13 protein-coding genes are annotated in these 15,452 nt (G+C 72.2%); 3 read left to right on the plus strand and 10 right to left on the minus strand.

Annotated elements, in window-relative coordinates; all coding sequences use genetic code 11:
• The 6 genes from IO33_RS46060 to IO33_RS0125580 all read right to left on the minus strand — a co-directional run.
• The coding region (locus tag IO33_RS46060) for an AMP-binding protein (protein ID WP_167349470.1) at positions 1-563 on the minus strand (563 nt) is incomplete at its 3' end.
• Positions 533-3,784, minus strand: a complete 3,252-nt coding sequence (locus IO33_RS44510) for a non-ribosomal peptide synthetase (RefSeq protein WP_051926966.1) — start codon at positions 3,782-3,784, stop codon at positions 533-535. The genes IO33_RS44510 and IO33_RS46060, both read right to left, overlap by 31 nt.
• 119 nt (positions 3,785-3,903) lie before the next feature.
• Complete coding sequence (locus IO33_RS0125565) at positions 3,904-5,160, minus strand: glutamate synthase-related protein (protein WP_031169014.1); 1,257 nt, start codon at positions 5,158-5,160, stop codon at positions 3,904-3,906.
• Positions 5,157-6,146: an asparagine synthetase A gene (locus IO33_RS0125570; RefSeq protein ID WP_031169016.1), complete on the minus strand. Its 990-nt coding sequence runs from the start codon at positions 6,144-6,146 to the stop codon at positions 5,157-5,159. Before IO33_RS0125570 ends, IO33_RS0125565 begins: the two co-directional genes overlap by 4 nt.
• The gene (locus IO33_RS0125575; RefSeq protein ID WP_063765786.1) at positions 6,143-7,414 is read right to left on the minus strand and encodes a methylaspartate mutase; all 1,272 of its coding nucleotides are present in this window, start codon (positions 7,412-7,414) and stop codon (positions 6,143-6,145) included. The genes IO33_RS0125570 and IO33_RS0125575 overlap by 4 nt, the downstream gene beginning before the upstream one ends.
• A gap of 5 nt (positions 7,415-7,419) precedes the next feature.
• Entirely contained in the window at positions 7,420-7,869 is a 450-nt protein-coding gene (locus IO33_RS0125580; RefSeq protein WP_245235888.1) for a cobalamin B12-binding domain-containing protein, read from the minus strand.
• 231 nt (positions 7,870-8,100) lie between these two features.
• Between IO33_RS0125580 and IO33_RS0125585 the strand changes: the two genes are divergently transcribed.
• Together IO33_RS0125585 and IO33_RS0125590 are read left to right on the plus strand one after the other, a co-directional pair.
• Positions 8,101-8,394, plus strand: coding sequence for a hypothetical protein (locus IO33_RS0125585; RefSeq protein WP_031169022.1), 294 nt, complete (start codon positions 8,101-8,103; stop codon positions 8,392-8,394).
• A gap of 38 nt (positions 8,395-8,432) precedes the next feature.
• Positions 8,433-8,645 (plus strand): MbtH family protein, encoded by a 213-nt coding sequence (locus tag IO33_RS0125590; RefSeq protein ID WP_031169024.1) that lies wholly within the window; start codon positions 8,433-8,435, stop codon positions 8,643-8,645.
• Between the two features lie 57 nt (positions 8,646-8,702).
• Here IO33_RS0125590 and IO33_RS0125595 read toward each other — a convergent pair whose 3' ends face one another.
• Positions 8,703-9,629 carry an ornithine carbamoyltransferase gene (locus tag IO33_RS0125595; RefSeq protein ID WP_031169026.1) on the minus strand — a complete coding sequence of 309 codons (927 nt, stop codon included), beginning with the start codon at positions 9,627-9,629 and terminating at the stop codon, positions 8,703-8,705.
• Between the two features lie 168 nt (positions 9,630-9,797).
• The gene (locus IO33_RS0125600) at positions 9,798-11,144 is read right to left on the minus strand and encodes a helix-turn-helix domain-containing protein (protein ID WP_031169028.1); all 1,347 of its coding nucleotides are present in this window, start codon (positions 11,142-11,144) and stop codon (positions 9,798-9,800) included.
• A 254-nt stretch (positions 11,145-11,398) separates the two neighbouring features.
• Between IO33_RS0125600 and IO33_RS0125605 the strand changes: the two genes are divergently transcribed.
• Entirely contained in the window at positions 11,399-14,368 is a 2,970-nt protein-coding gene (locus tag IO33_RS0125605) for an AfsR/SARP family transcriptional regulator (protein ID WP_051926968.1), read from the plus strand.
• 150 nt (positions 14,369-14,518) lie between these two features.
• On the opposite strand, the gene IO33_RS0125610 is transcribed toward IO33_RS0125605, so the two are convergent.
• Together IO33_RS0125610 and IO33_RS0125615 are read right to left on the minus strand one after the other, a co-directional pair.
• On the minus strand, positions 14,519-14,731 hold the full coding sequence (locus IO33_RS0125610) for a hypothetical protein (RefSeq protein ID WP_031169032.1): 213 nt from the start codon (positions 14,729-14,731) through the stop codon (positions 14,519-14,521).
• Between the two features lie 166 nt (positions 14,732-14,897).
• Positions 14,898-15,254, minus strand: a complete 357-nt coding sequence (locus IO33_RS0125615; RefSeq protein ID WP_031169034.1) for a hypothetical protein — start codon at positions 15,252-15,254, stop codon at positions 14,898-14,900.
• Positions 15,255-15,452 lie beyond the last annotated feature (198 nt).

Below are 15,452 nucleotides of genomic sequence, written 5' to 3' on the forward strand. Positions count from 1 at the left end.
GTCAGCCAGGGCACCCACATCTCGTACGTGGACGCGTCGAAGGCCATGGGGGAGTGGAAGAGGACGCGGGTGTGGTTGCCGTTCGCGTACATCTCCTGGTGGGCCAGGTCGGCCACGTTGCGGTGGGTGACGGCGACGCCCTTCGGCACCCCGGTCGAGCCGGACGTGAACATCGCGTACACCGGCTGGTCCGGGTGGACCCGCACCGCCGGGTCGCTCGCGTCCGTGCCGGTGCCGTCCAGTCCGGCCACGTCGAAGAGCCGTGCGCCGGGCGGGAGCTGGAGGCCCGCGAGGTCGGTGTCCGTGAGGAAGAAGCCGATGCTCGACTGGGCCACGATCAGCTGGACGCGGTCCACGGGGTAGCGGGTGTCGAGCGGAACGTACACCGCGCCCGTCTTCACCACGGCGAGGGTGGTGACGACCGCGTTCACCGACCGTTCCTGGAAGAGTGCGACCCGGCTGCCGGCGCCGACGCCCTCGGCGATCAGCCGGTGGGCGAGCCGGTTCGCCCGCTCGTCGAGTTCCCGGTACGTCAGCTCCTCGGTCCCGTGGACGACGGCCACGGCGTCCGGGGTCCGGGCCGCCTGCGCGGCGAACAGCTCGCCGAGCCCGGCGCCGGCGCCCTCGGTGACCGTGCCCGCCCACGTACGAGCCGGTCGGCGGTCGCCTCGATGGTGCTCGCGTCGTAGAGATCGGTGGCGTACTCGACGGTGATGTCCAGGCCGCCGGGTGCGCCGTCCGCGCCCCGGTGCTCGGCGAAGGAGAAGGTCAGGTCGAACTTGGCGGCCTGAAGCCAGGTGAACTCGGCGTGGGCGTCGAGGCCCTCGGCGACCAGGGTCGGCGTGGCCGCGTCGGTCAGGGTCAGCATGACCTGGAACAGGGGGTGCCGGGACGCGGACCGCTCCGGGTTGAGGACCTCCACCAGCCGGTCGAAGGGCAGGTCCTGGTGGGCCCAGGCGGCCAGGTCGGTCTCCCGGACCCGGGTCAGCAGCTCGCGGAAGGTCGGGCTGCCGCTCAGGTCGGTGCGCAGGACGAGGGTGTTGACGAAGAAGCCGACCAGGTCGTCGAGCTTCTGGTCCGTGCGGCCCGCGATCGGGGAGCCGAGCGGAATGTCGTGGCCTCCGCCGGAACGGGACAGCAGGGTCGACACCGCCGCCTGCGCCACCATGAACACCGACGCCCCGGACTCGCGGGCCAGCCCGGCCAGCGTCGCGTGCACCGCGGGCGGGCAGTGCACGGTGTGCGTGGCGCCCCGGTAGGAGGCGACGGCGGGGCGCGGCCGGACCGCCGGCAGGGTGGCCTCCTCCGGCAGGTCGGCCAGGGCCGAGCGCCAGAAGGCGAGCTGGTCCTCCTCGCACCCCTCCAGCAGCTTCTCCTGCCACAGCGTGTAGTCGGCGTACTGCACCGGCAGCGGTTCCCAGGCCGGACGCTGACCGCGCGAACGGGTCGTGTAGGCGGTGCTCAGATCCCGCATCAGGGGCTGGTAGGACCAGCCGTCCGACACGATGTGGTGCATCACGACCAGCAGCACGTGCTCCCGCTCGTCCAGGCTGAACAGGGCGGCCCGCACCGGGAGTTCACCGCCCAGGTCGAAGGTCCGCGCCGCCTCGGCCGCCAGCAGACCCGGCACCGTGGCCTCGCTCGCCGCCGTGACCGGCAGCCGCACGCGGACCGCGTCCGCGGGCAGCACCCGCTGGTGGGTCCGGCCGCCCTCGCTGCCGAAGACCGTGCGCAGGCTCTCGTGCCGGCCCACCACGTCGGTGAACGCCGTTTCCAGCGCCCGCACGTCGAGTTCGCCCGTGATCCGCACGGTCAGCGGGATGTTGTACGTCGCCGAGGGACCCTCCAGCTGGTCCAGGAACCACAGCCGCTGCTGGGCCGCCGACAGCGGAAGCAGCCGGGGCCGCTCCTCGGCGGCCGTCAGTTCGGGGCGCCCGGAGCCGCCGCCCTCGGTGGCGATGTACTCGGCGAGCAGGGCCACCGTCGGGTGCTTGAAGAACTCCCGCAGGGTGAGCTGGACACCGAGGGTGGTACGGACGCGGCTGACCAGGCGGGTGGCGAGCAGGGAGTGGCCGCCGACGGCGAAGAAGTCGTCGTCGATGCCGACCGAGGGCAGCCCCAGCGCGTGCGCGAACAGGCCGCTCAGCACCTCCTCGACGCCGTTGCGCGGCGCCCGGCCGTTCGCCTTCGTGCCGGCGCCGGGCGCGGGCAGGGCGCGCCGGTCCAGCTTGCCGTTGGGGGTCAGCGGCAGTGTGCCGAGCGGGACGATCGCCGATGGGACCATGTACTCGACCAGTTCCCGGCCGGCGTACCCCAGCAGCTCGGCGGTGTCGACGACACCCTCGACGGCCGGGACGACGTACGCCACCAGGCGCTTGTCTCCGGGGCGGTCCTCGCGGACGATCACCGCGGCCTGGTTCACGGACGGGTGGCCGGTCAGCACCGTCTCGATCTCGCCCGGCTCGATGCGGTTGCCGCGCAGCTTGATCTGCTGGTCGGCGCGGCCCTGGAAGACGATCTCGCCGTGCTCGTTCCAGGCGGCGAGGTCACCGGTGCGGTACATGCGGCTGCCGGCCGGGCCGTACGGGTCGGCGGTGAAGCGCTCGGCGGTGGTGCCCGGGCGGCGGCTGTAGCCCTGCGCCAGGTGCGGGCCGGCGACATAGAGTTCCCCGGTCTCGCCGGGGGCCGTGTGGCGCAGGCCGGCGTCCAGGACGTACATCGCGGTGTTGGCCATCGGGACGCCCAGGTGGAGGCGGTCCAGGGTGCGCACGTCGGGGGTGAAGGCCTGGTAGCTGCAGAAGACGGTGGCCTCGGTCGGGCCGTAGACGTGCACGACCGTGGTGTCCGGGCAGTGGTCGAGGACCTTCTGCAGGGCGGTCGCCGACAGCACGTCGCCACCGGTCCAGATCTCCCGCAGCCGGGCCAGGCCCTCGATCGCCTCGCCGGCCATCGCGTCGAAGAGGGCGGTCGTGAAGTAGGCGGCGGTCACGTCGTACCGGGCGACGGCCTCGCCCAGCTCACCGATGTCGATCTTCGGGGAGGACAGCACGACGGCCAGCCCGCCGCGCAGCAGCGGCACCCACAGCTCGTACGTCGAGGAGTCGAAGGCCAGCGGCGAGTAGGCGAGGACCCGCTCGTGGGCCGCGGTGCCGAAGCCGGGGTCCAGGGCCAGCTCCACCACGTTGCGGTGGGTGTTGACGACACCCTTGGGGGTGCCGGTGGAGCCGGAGGTGAACATCACGTACAGCGCCTGGTCCGGGTGGACCTCGACCCGGGGCGCGGGCGCGTGGTCGTACGCGATCACGCTCGCGTCGCTCACTCGCAGTACGGGAAGCTCCCCCGCGAAGGAGGTCTCCTCCTCGGCCTGCCGGTCCGTCACCAGCAGCACGGCGGAGGTGTTGTCGAGGATCCAGCTCTGCCGCTCGGAGCGCTGACGCGGGTCCAGCGGGACGTACACGCCGCCGGACTTGAGGACGGCCAGCACGGTGACGACGTAGGCGAGGGACCGGTCGAAGAGCAGGCCGACCGCGTCCGCGGGGCCCACACCGGCGTCGATCAGCCGGTGCGCCAGGGCGTCGGAGGCGCCGTCCAGCTCCCGGTAGGTGAGCCGGCGCTCCCCGCTCACCAGGGCGACCGCGTCCGGGGTGCGGGCGGCCTGCGCGGTGAACAGCTCGTGCAGGGCACCGACGGGGAGGTCCACCGCCGTGTCGTTGTACGCGGCGATGTGCGCGGGCACGCCGTCGGCGCCCGTGGAGAGAGCCGGTTCGGCTTGCTGCTGGGACATCTCGACACCTTCTCGGGAAGCTCGGTTGGCTGGTCTCGCGGCGGGCCGGGAGACCGACGGGAGCCACGACGTGTACGAAAGCGGTGGAGCTGGTCAAGTCAGGGGAATCTCAAGGGAGTTCAGGTCGGTGGCAGCAGGACGTCCTTCGCGTCCAGCGCGTCCGCCCGGTACTTGCCGAGCGCGCTGATCAGCAGCCGCAGCTCCAGCGCGATGCTCTCGACGAGCCGGACGAGACCGTCCCCGGCGTCCTCGTCGACCGCCAGCAGGGCGGCCCGGCCGAGTCCGACGGCGTGGGCGCCGAGCGCAAGCGCCTTGACGGCCCGGGTGCCCTCCCACATGCGCCCGCTGGCCAGCAGGCAGTTACCGGTGCGGCCGATCCGGGTCAGGCACTCGCCGAGCGGGAGTCCGACCTGGCTGAGGAACCCGCTGGGGGCCCAGGCCGTGCCGCCCTCGGCGCCGTCGACCGTGACGGAGTCCGCGCCGGCCGCCCACGCGGTGGCCGCCGCGAGCGCGACATCGCGGCCGGGGTGCAGCTTCACCCACACCTTCACCCGCGGGAAGTTGTTGCGCATCAGCCGGATCTGCTGGCGCAGGATCTCCTCGGTGAAGGTGCCGGGGCTGCTGATCCGCAGCACGCGCTCGTCCCCGGCGCCGAACACCTCGTCGGTGGCGTACTGCTCGGCGACCCTCCCGGCGGCCTCGCGGCCCAGGACGGTCAGCCCGCCCAGCCCCGGCTTGGCGCCCTGGCCGACCTTCAGCTCGAAGGCCAGCCGGCCGGAGGCCAGCAGGGGTTCGCAGACCGGGTCGCTGTAGACGAGGTTCCACACCTCGGCGTCCGCGTCCTCGGTGGACTGCTGGACGACGACACCGCCGAACTCCTCGTTGCCGCCGGCCGCGGCGGCCTGTGTGTACGCGGCGATCCGGCCCAGCAGCGGCGAGACCTCGGCCTCGGCCGCGGCCCGGTAGCCGTTGACGGGGACGACGTTCTCGCCGATGACCATGGGGATGCCCAGCCGCCCCGCCTGCCGGCCCGCCGCCTCGCCGAGGTCGCGGCTGGCGACCTGGGTGGAGCCGAACGCCGACACGTACAGCGGCAGCCGGGAGGCGAACCCGCCGACCGCGGCGTCCAGTTCGACGTCCGTGTACAGCGGTTCGCGGGCCAGCTCGATCAGCTTCTTCAGCCGCTCCGGCATGAACACCGGCGGCACGATCCGGGCCCGCTCCAGCAGGTCGTACGGGTCCTGCCCGGCCGGGACGGCGCCGAGCAGGCCGCTGCCGTAGCCCTCCAGGGCGGGGAAGGCGGCGGCCGCGCCGTGCCGGGCCCGGTGCCGCACCTGCTCCTCGGGGAAGCCGGTGGCGCTCAGTACGGTGCTCATGCCGACACCACTCCCGGGACCTTCGGGTAGGCGCTGGCCTCCCACACCGCGGTGCGGCCGGTGACGTAGCGGGTGAAGCGCTCCAGGCCGATGCCGAAGCCGGAGCTGGCGGGGATGCCGCGCCGGGCCAGGTCCAGGTACCAGCCGTACTTGGCCGGGTTCTCGCCCGTCTCCCGCATCCGGGTCACCAGGGCCGCGTAGTCGTGCTCGCGCTCGCTGCCGCTGGCCAGCTCGCCGTACCCCTCGGGCGCGATCAGGTCGAAGTTGCGCAGCACGCCCGGCTGACCGGGGTCCTCGCGGTCGTAGAAGCCGCGCGAGCCCTTCGGGTAGTCGACCACGAAGAACGGCCGGCTGCACTTCGCGGAGATGATCTCCTCGCCCTGCCAGTCGATCTCGGCGCCCGGATCCTGCGGGTGACCCAGCGCCACCAGGTCGGCGGTCGCCTCCTTGTGGGTCGTCCGGCCGAAGACGCCCTGCACCACCTCGCGGAACGCGTCCGTGTCCCGGCCGAGCAGCTCCAGGTCGCCCGGCAGCTCCCGGACCACCTCGTCGACGACGTACGCCACCAACCGCTCGGCGACCTCCATCGCGTCCTCGCGGCGGGCGTCGCGTATCTCCACGTCGATCTGGTGGAACTCGGCGAGATGGCGGTGCGTGACCGCTGTCTCCAACGGCTCCAGACGGACGTTCGGCGCGATGTAGAAGATCTTGTCGAAGGCGAGCAGGGACGCCTGCTTGTACAGGATCGCGCTGGTCATCAGCTTGTACTTGTGGCCGTAGAAATCGACGTCGACCTGCTTGGAACCGCGGATGCCCGGGTCGGTGACCGGACCGATCACCGGCGGCAGCAGCTCCTGGAAGCCGCGCCCGGTCAGGAACGCGCGGGTCGCGGCCAGCATCCGGGACTGGATGCGCAGGGTGGCGCGGGTGTTCTCCCGCAGCAGGTGCTCGTCGGGCGAGGACGGGAACGCGGGCGTGCTGGTCATGCTGCTACCTCCTGGGTCTGGGGGGTGTCGTGGCGGCGCTGCACGAACGACAGCGCGTCGTACAGGCCCATCGCCGTGAGCCGGCGGCCGCGCCGTGAGACGTGGCCGATGGGCATCGCCCCGATCTCCGACCACACGAGCCGGCCGTCGCGGTCGATGGCGCTCCTGGTGCGGCCCGCGTTGTCGGGATGCAGGCAGTAGGGGACGTCGAGCAGACCGCGGGCGAACGCCTTCAGCAGCGCCCGGCCGAGATCCGCGTCCAGGTCGAGTACGGCGTCCACGAGGGCGCGGGCCTCCGCGTAGACGGGGTTGTCGGCGAGGCCGGCGCGCGGTGGGGGCGCCGCGACGTGCCGGGCGGCCGCCCGGGACGCGACACCCAGCGCCTCGGCGTTCTCCGCCACCGTCGGGATCCGGTGCGACTCGGCTGTCGTCTTCACGATCAGCCGGGCAGCGCCCGTCTCCACGGCCAGCTCGGCGGAGCGCTCAAGGAGGTCCAGGGCGCCGCGCCGGGTGCGGGGGTACAGGCCCATGTAGGTGTACAGGACGATGTGCCAGTCGGTGTCGGGCAGCAGTTCGCCGGCCAGCCGGCGCAGCGCGTGCACCGCCTCACGGTCCTGGGCGGGGCTGGTCTGCTGGGCGTAGCTGAGCGAGATGCTGCGCAGGCCCGCCCGGTGGAAGAACAGCGCCTCCAGCGCGCTGATCGCCACCAGCAGTCCCGGCGGGCACAGCTGGCCGAGCATGCAGCCGCCGAACGTCTCCAGGTGCGGCTCCGCGCCGGACGCCCGCAGCGCCGCCAGCGCCTCGCAGCTCTCCCGCCAGTTGCGCACCGAGTCCAGCAGCGGCGTGCGCCCGTACGGCAGGCAGTACGACACCGGCCCGCCCTCGGTGGCGTCCAGGCCGAGCAGGGACAGCGCGGCGACGATGCCCTGGGGGCGGGCCGAGCCGTGCCGCACCTGCACCGGGAAGGAGGCGTCGCGTACGCCGTCCAGCACCCAGGCCGCGGTGTGCGGGCTGTAGGAGGTGATCGGGAAGCCGTTGAGCGGGACCTGGTCGTGCAGCGCCCGGACTGCCGAGGGCTCGTCGCCCACCCGCGTGTAGCTGTCGATGGTGAGGGTGCCGACGACCGCGTCCGCCGCCCCCTTGGTGGCCAGCAGGCCGGCCCGCATCAGCGCCGGGTCCGAGAACCCCATCCGCGGCTGCACCACGAGCGCCCCGCGGGCCTGCGCCTCGGCGACGAACCGGCCGAAGGAGCGCGGGCGCCGGTGCAGCGCGTTCACCGTGTCACCGCCAGGGAACCGACGAAGGACGTGAAGGCGGCGAAGCCGGGCTCTTCGCCGGTCCCGTCCTGGAACACCGCGTCGAATCCGGCCCGCATCAGCTCGCCGGCCTGCTCGCGCTCACCGCCGCCGACGCCGAGCTTGCCGCCGATGACGGCCGGCAGGCCCGCCAGCTCCCAGCGGGACCTGACCGCCTCGATGAGCGGCCGGGCGTCGTTGAAGCCGTGCCCGTTGACACTGCTGACGACCAGCAGGTCCGGCTCGAACTTGCAGCAGGATTCCACGATTTCGTCCTGGGGAACGCACGGACCCAGGTTGACGACCTTGTGCCCGAGGTCTTCGAGCAACAGCTGGATGAATACCAGATTCCAGGTGTGCGCATCGGACGGCAGTCCGGTAACGACGACGTCCAGCGGCCCGGATCGAGGGCGATCCGCCCATTCCACAGGCTTCATTGTTCGTTTCGTCCACATCATGGGATGACAGGGGAGAAAGAGGTTCCGGCGATCCCGGAACTTCCTTTCGGACAACACCGTAGATTCACGCCACGGCCGTATCCGGCGCCCGCGGCGGCAACCGACAGGCAGCCGGGCAGCAGTTGGCGACCGGCTGCCGCCGCCGGCCTCCACGGGCCCCGACACTGGGGTGCACGAGACACCCGAGTGAGGAGTGAGGACATGACGGACACGCTGGAGGACGTGCTGGACCGGGCGCGTGAGGGCATCGACCGGAGCGAGGCCCTGGGGGAGGCCCAAGTCGCCGTGCTGGAAGCGGCATTGAGTCTCGTGCGGGCGGGCCGGCCGCCGGTCGCCCAGGCCCCGTCGGAGCGTGCGGCGCTGCTGCGTGAGGCGCTCGCCTCGGTCCGTGCGGCCACCGTCGCCACCGGGATCGCGGTCACTCGCGCGCACCGCAGTCCGGTTGCCGCCCAACTGCCCGGCTTCCTGCCCGGCAAGGCGGCCACGCGGATCTAGCGTTTTCCCCACAACCCGACTTCACAGAGGTGGACATCATGGCAACGAATCCGTTCGAGGACGCCGAGGGCCGCTACGTGGTGCTGGTCAACGACGAGGGGCAGCACTCCCTGTGGCCCGCCCGTATCGAGCAGCCGGCCGGCTGGGAACTCGTGAAGGAAGAGAGCGGAAAGCAGGAATGCATGGAATTCATCGAGGCCAACTGGACGGACATGCGCCCGCGTTCCGTGGTCGCCGCGCTGGCGGGCTGAAACGACACAAGGGCCGGGCGGGCTGGAGAATTCCAGCCCGCCCGGCCCTTTTCCTGTTCAGTTCCCGGACGAGACCACGCACCACTCCAGCACCGCCATCGCGGCCGTCATCTTGTGGTATGCCTGCCGCCAGGCGACGCTGCGCGGCCCGTCCAGCACCTCGTCCGTGACCTCCTGGCCGCGCACCGCGGGCAGGTCGTGCAGGAACACGGCGTCCGGGCGGCCGAACCGGTCGAGGAAGGCGTCGTCGATCTGGAAGCCCTCGAAGTCCTTCAGCCAGTCCGGGTCGGCCTTGGCCACGCCCATCGTCTGCCAGCGGCTGGTGTACACCGCGTCGACCGGCCCCTCGACCTCGTCCGGGTTCGTGATCTGCGTGACCGCGGCCTTGCCGCCGGCGAGCTCGTCGGCGAGGTCGAGCTTGTCCTTCGGCACCTCGTAGCCGCTCGGGCACAGCAGGGTCAGCCGCAGCCCCGGGCTGAGCGCCGTGGCCAGCGCCAGGGCGGCGCCGGAGCTGTTGCCCTCGCCGACAGCGAGGAGATGCAGCCCGTCCAGCGAGCCGAACCGCTCGGTGAGCGTGGCCAGGTCCGCGATCGCCTGGGTGGGGTGCTCGTCCAGGCTCAGCGCGTTGACGACGGCCAGATCCGGGCTGCTGCCGAGCCGTCGTATCTCCTCCACGTCCTCGTTGGTGCGCACCACCAGGGCGTCCAGGTACTGCCCGAGCACACGCGAGGTGTCCTCGACGGTCTCGCCGGTGGACAGCTGCAGCTCGTTCGGGCCGTAGGTGATGACGTCGGCGCCCAGCCGGGTCGCCGCGCTCCAGAACGACGTACGGGTGCGGGTCGAGGACTTGCGGAAGTACACGCCGACCTGCTTGCCGGCGAGTGACCTGCGGTCGACACCCTCGCGGCCGAAGAACACGGCCCGCCGCACGATCCGGTCGAGCTCGGCGGGCGTCAGGTCGGCGAGGGAGATGAGGTTGCGCATGGGTGGGGTGCCTTTCGTGGAAAGGGTGGTCGGGGAGTGAAGCGGGATCGGGTGTCGCGTGGACGGGATCGGGTGTCGCGTCGGCCGGGTGTCGCGTCGCCGGTCGTTCCGCCGGTCCGGTGTCGCCGGCCGGGTGGTGTGCCGGTCCGGGGGCCCCAGGGGGGTGCCTCAGTCGGAGGCGCCGACCAGGTCCGCGGCCGGTCGCCGCGCGGCCATCAGCTCGCGGACCAGGTTCAGCACCGTGAACCCCACGGGCCCGCCCGGCTCCGCCGGGTGCTGGCGGATCAGGCCCCGCAGCAGCAGGTCGTGCACGTCCCGGGCGGTCTCGCTCAGCGGCCTGCCGCCCGCGCGGGCGCCGGCGTCCACCGTCCACGGCTCGGGAAGGGCCGCCAGGGTGGTGAGCAGGGCGGCGGCACGGGCGTCCAGTTCGGCCAGTGCGGCGCCCAGCTGCTCGCTGAGCGTGGCGCCCGGCTCCGAGGTCGCCGTCGTGACGCCGTCGACGAGGAGCAGCGGGGTCGAGCGGGCGATCTCCAGGAGCTGGTCCGGCGAGTAGAGCAGCAGCCAGGAGGCGGCGGCCTCCAGGGCCTGCGGTATGCCGTCAAGGCGGTGGCAGATGTGCGCGACGGCGGTCGTGACGGTGTCGGTGGGCAGCAGGTCGGGACGCATGTGGCTGACGTACGACAGCATCAGCTCGACGGCGGGCCGGCCCGCGACCAGTGAGTCGCCGGGCAGCGTGGACCCGGCGGTGTGCGGAGCGGGCGCCGGCAGGGGGCCCAGCGGCAGCAGACGACCGGCCGGGGGCCGGGTCACCCGCCGCGAGGTGACGATGATCTTCAGCCGTTCGCAGGCGCGCAGCAGGTTCAGCAGGACGGGCACCGCGGGCGCCGAGTCGTCGAGGCCGTCCAGCACGATCAGGGTCGGCTTGGACCCGATGACCGAGGTCAGCTCCTCGAAGCGGTCGCCGTCGCGGATCAGCGAGCGGACCCATTCGGCCAGCGGCGTCTGCGGCCCCTGCTCCGGGCCTGCGTCGGGGCCGTGGGCCATGGGGACCCACAGCACCGGCATCCGGTCCCGGGTGTGCAGCACGGTCGCGGCCTCCTGGGCCAGCCGGGACTTGCCCACTCCGGCCAGGCCCACCAGGGTCAGCAGCCGGTCGTGCCGGTTGTCCAGCCGTTCCGTCAGCGCCTCCAGTTCGGCGCGACGGCCGGTCAGCGGGCGCAGCGGGGTGGGCGGGGCGGCCAGTTCGGCGCTGTAGAGGGACTGCAGGACCCGGCCCGCCGCGTGGGCGTCGGCCGCCAATTCCAGCTCGACGCGCCGGGCGTCGCTCATGCGCATGGCATCGGCCAGCAATCTGAGAGTTTCTTTACGAGGGTTTCGCACGCGCCCCTGCTCCAGGTCCCGGATGGCGCGCACGCTCACTGTGGCAAGCCCGGCGAGCTGCGTCTGGGTGAGCCCCGCCCGCCGCCGTGCATTCTGCAGCAGCACATCGAGACCGGGTGTGGACTCGGAGTTCATCGGTGTCTCCTTAATCCTCAGATTCTTGGCTGAATGCCAGGTAGGCGACCCGAGGCGATGAGGTGCCTGCCAACGAGGAAGAGACTCGATGAAGTGCTTCCCGAACGATTCCCCGTTCAGTACCGCAGCGTTCCGCGTGCCGTTACGATTCCTCCGGCGCGAAGCGGACTGCTTTAGGGGAGCGCGACCCAGGGGGGAGGCTGTCGGTGACGGCGGCGTCAGGAGATCAGCTTCGGTTCAATATCCTCGGCCCGATGGAAGGATGGTCGAATGGTGTTCGGCTGAAACTCGGCGGAGTCATTCAGGAGCGAGTTCTGGCCACGTTGCTGTTGGAGCCGGGGAAGGTCCTTACGGTCTCCCGGCTGGTCGAGGCCGCCTGGGACGAGGATCCGCCGGCGACCGCGTCCCACCAGGTCCGCAAGGCGGTCGCTGACCTGCGAAGACGAATACCGGGCGGCGCAGGCGTGCTGCTCACGGAGGGTCCCGGCTACCGGGTCGTGATCGACGAGACCCAGAATGATCTGTCCGAATTCGGAATGCTGATACGTACGGCGAAAACGGCCGTGGCCGAAAGTCGACTCTCCGATGCGGCCGAAATTCTACGCGGGGCCCTGGCGTTGTGGCGCGGTCCGGTGCTGTCCGGTATCGGGGGACCGGTCATCGAGGCGGCCGCCACCAGCATCGAGGAACGCCGGCTGGCCGTGTGGGAGGAGCACCTCGGCCTCCGCCTCACCCTCGGCGAGTCCGGCGAGCTCATCCCGGACCTCAGGGAGCTGGTCGCCCAGCACCCGCTGCGTGAGACCCTGCGCGGCCAGCTGATGCTCGCCCTGTACCGCTCCGGACGGCAGGCCGAGGCCCTGGAGGAGTACGGCAAGGTCCGCGAACTTCTCGTCGAGGAACTCGGCGTCGACCCGGGCGCGCACCTGACCAGGCTGTACGAGGGCATCCTGCGCGAGAGCCCGGAACTGGCCGGTCCGGAGCCCGCCGCTCCGGCGCCCGTCGCCGCCCCGCTCCCGGCCGAGCCGCCCTGCACCCTGCCCTACGACCTCGCCGACTTCACCGGCCGCGAGGTCGAGATGGCCGAACTGCTGCGCTGCGCGACGCAGAAAGGGGAGCAGGGGCCGAAAATCGTGGCTCTGGACGGCATGGGCGGCAGCGGCAAGACCTCGCTCGCGGTGCGCGCCGCCTACCAGCTCGTCCCCGAGTACCCGGACGGCCAGCTCCATATCGACCTGCGCGGCTACACCCCCGGTGACCAGCCGGTCTCCGCCGGCACCGCGCTGGACAGCCTGCTGCGGGCGATCGGCATCCCCGGCGACCGCATCCCCGACGACACGGCCGGCCGCACCGCCCTGTGGCGGGCCACGCTCAGCGGCAAGCGGCTGCTGATCCTGCTCGACAACGCGGCCGACGCCGCCGGTATCCGTCCGCTGCTGCCCACCACCTCCGGCTGCCTGGTCCTGCTCACCAGCCGGGGCCGTCTCGTCGACCTGGACGGCGCGCACTGGATCTCCCTGGGCGTGATGTCCCCGCGCGAGAGCGCGGCCCTGGTCGCCGAGACCCTCGGCGCCGGACGCGTCGCCGCCGAGCCCGAGGCCGCCGCCGAACTGGCCCGGCTGTGCGACCACCTCCCGCTCGCCCTGCGCATCGCCACCGCCCGGCTGCGCAACCGGCCCCGCTGGACCCTGCAGTACCTGGCCGAACGGCTACGGGACGAGACCCGCCGGCTCGACGAGCTCAGCTCCGGCGCCCGCAGCGTCTCGGCCACCCTGCGCCTGTCGTACCAGGCCCTGGACGAGGAGAGCCGCACGGCCTTCCGGATCCTCTCCCTGCACCCGGGCGGCGACATCAACGTCCACGCGGCGGCCGCGCTGCTCGGCTCCGGCATCTGGGACGCCGAGGACGTGCTGGAACGCCTGCTGGACGTGCATCTCGTGCAGCAGCCGGAGATCGGGCTGTACTCCTTCCACGACCTGGTGCGCAGCTTCGCCCAGAGTCTCTTCGACGCCGCCGACCAGGACGGCCGCGAGGCGGCGGCCGCCGTGGAACGACTGCTCTGCTACTACCTCACGGCGACCGAGGTGGCCTGCGACGTCCTCTACCCCGGCCGCCGCCACCGCCCCACCGGCATCGAGAAGTCCACGGCCGATCTGCCCTCCCTCGGTGACGCCGAGCAGGCCCAGACCTGGTTCACCCGGGAACAGGACGCGCTGCTCGCCGCGGTCACTCTGGCCGAGCGCCGGGGCCTGGACCGATATGTCGTCTGCCTGAGCCGCAACCTCGTCTTCCAGCTCAACGCGCGAGGGCAGCTGGAGGAGTTCGGGGCACTGGGGCGGGCCTCGGTCGCCGCCGCGAAACGCCTCGGCGATCTCGCCCTGCTGGGCATGAGCCTGTCCAACCTGGGCGTGGCGTGCTGGCGTCTGGGCCGCTTCGAGGAGGGACTGGAGGCGGCCAGGGAGGGCCGGGACGTCGCCGCGCAGCTCGGCGACCGGCACACCGAGGCGCACAGCGAGGGCACCCTCGGCCAGTTCAACAGCCTGCTCGGCAACTTCCCCGAGGCGCTGGTCCATCTGGAGCGGGCCACCGCCTACGAGCGGGAACTGGGCATCGCCCGGGCGGAGGCCGACAGCCTCACCCTGCTCAGCACGCTCTACGAGCAGTGGGGGCGCTACGAGGAGGCCAGGGCGGCGGCCCAGCGCGCGGTCGAACTGCAGAGCGGCCTGGGCAAGTTCGAGAACCAGTTCTCCGCCTTCACCGACCTCGCCTTCGCGCAGGCCGGTCTCGGCGAGTACGAGTCGGCCGCCCGCAGCCTGGAACGGGCCCGCACCCTCGTGGACGACGGCGCGGATCCGGGGAACGTGGCGCTGACCCTGGCCCTGTCGGCCGACGTCGACCAGCACCTGGGCCGGCCCGTGCGCACTCCCGACCTGGCCGAGCAGGCCCTCGAACTGGTGGCGTCCAACGCCTCGCCGCTGCGCCGGGCCAAGGTGGAGAACATCGTGGGCCGGCTGCGCCGGCGGCAGGGGGAGCGGCGGGCCGCCCGCGAACTGCACGCCGACGCCCATGAACTGGCCTCGGCGATGAGCTACCGCATCGAGGAGGCGTACGCGCTGTGCGGGCTGGCGGACGCCGAGGACGACGCCGCGGCCGCGGTCCGGCACCGGGCCGCGGCGGAGGAACTGTTCGCGCGCATGGGGGTCGCGGAGGACCGGCGCCGCCGCTGAACGGGCCGAGAACATACGCCGAAAGGTTTCTTCACCAGGGGTGACCCAGGAGGAGGAGCAGGAGCGGGAACGGCCGCGGGAACGGCGCAGTGCCCCGCCCGGAGATCCGGACGGGGCACTGTCGCGAGACGTGCGGCCTGGGGCGTGGGCTCAGCGCGCGGCGATGACCGTGGGGTTCTGGTTGTCGGCCAGGACGACCGTGGTGGTGCCGGTCGGGTTCTGGTTGTCCGCGAGGACGGTGGTGACGCCGGTGGGGTTCTGGTTGTCCGCCTGGAACATGCCCGGCTGGACGGTGTGGCCGCCGTAGCCGAGGACCAGGGTGGCGGCGATCAGACCGATGAACCCAGCGACCTTGCGTCCCATTGTCTGCCCCTTTTGTGGTGTCTGTGCGTTTCGCGGTGTTTTCCGCTTCCTGACGCCACTGACTTTCCTGGGGGCCGTTCCCGGTGGGTTCCTCGTGCGTTACCGCCCTGCGGGAACGCATGGGGAACGGCCCCGGGAACACCCGGGGCACGTCTTTGACCTGCGGTTACTTACTCAGACTGCACGCCACCACCCGGGGCCCCGCAGGGGTCAGTACCACCTGGGTGCGGGCCGGTCCCGACTCATGGCCGGCCAGGTCGAGCAACGAGCGCACCAGCGAGCGCATGGCGGCCCGCTCGGCCTCGCCGGAAGGGGGCGGGGCGATCCGGGCCACGTTGTGCATCCCGTCCACCGTCTCCGTGTCGACGCTGAACCTGGGGCCGTCGACGGGGCCCTGGACGGTGTACGGCGGCGCCTGGCCGTCGGTGGCCGCCCGCTCCGCCCAGCGCTCCACGGAGGACAGGTCCTGGAGCGCGTGCGCCAGTTCCGTGCCGTCCGGCGAATGGTCCCGCGGATCCTTCACGGCAGTACTCCTTCTGCGGGTTGTGCAGACAACGACCTTGGGACCGTGACGCGGACGGCTCCCGATCCCGTCCCGATCCGTTCCCGTCCTGATCCTCTTCAGACGTTCGCGATGGGAACGCGTCGGTAATCGGCCCCCGCATCATGACGGCCATTCGACAGCGGACCCGGCCCCACCAGCCCGGTGCCCTGACCGCAC

The organism is Streptomyces durhamensis (assembly GCF_000725475.1).
Lineage (GTDB): Bacteria > Actinomycetota > Actinomycetes > Streptomycetales > Streptomycetaceae > Streptomyces > Streptomyces filipinensis.

Excerpts from the sequence above, each read along its gene's own strand:
- IO33_RS44510 (WP_051926966.1), bottom strand. The coding sequence starts at position 3,784 with ATGTCCCAGCAGCAAGCCGAACCGGCTCTCTCCACGGGCGCCGACGGC.
- IO33_RS0125565 (WP_031169014.1), bottom strand. The coding sequence starts at position 5,160 with ATGAGCACCGTACTGAGCGCCACCGGCTTCCCCGAGGAGCAGGTGCGG.
- IO33_RS0125570 (WP_031169016.1), bottom strand. The coding sequence starts at position 6,146 with ATGACCAGCACGCCCGCGTTCCCGTCCTCGCCCGACGAGCACCTGCTG.
- IO33_RS0125585 (WP_031169022.1), top strand. The coding sequence starts at position 8,101 with ATGACGGACACGCTGGAGGACGTGCTGGACCGGGCGCGTGAGGGCATC.
- IO33_RS0125590 (WP_031169024.1), top strand. The coding sequence starts at position 8,433 with ATGGCAACGAATCCGTTCGAGGACGCCGAGGGCCGCTACGTGGTGCTG.
- IO33_RS0125595 (WP_031169026.1), bottom strand. The coding sequence starts at position 9,629 with ATGCGCAACCTCATCTCCCTCGCCGACCTGACGCCCGCCGAGCTCGAC.
- IO33_RS0125600 (WP_031169028.1), bottom strand. The coding sequence starts at position 11,144 with ATGAACTCCGAGTCCACACCCGGTCTCGATGTGCTGCTGCAGAATGCA.
- IO33_RS0125605 (WP_051926968.1), top strand. The coding sequence starts at position 11,399 with ATGGAAGGATGGTCGAATGGTGTTCGGCTGAAACTCGGCGGAGTCATT.
- IO33_RS0125610 (WP_031169032.1), bottom strand. The coding sequence starts at position 14,731 with ATGGGACGCAAGGTCGCTGGGTTCATCGGTCTGATCGCCGCCACCCTG.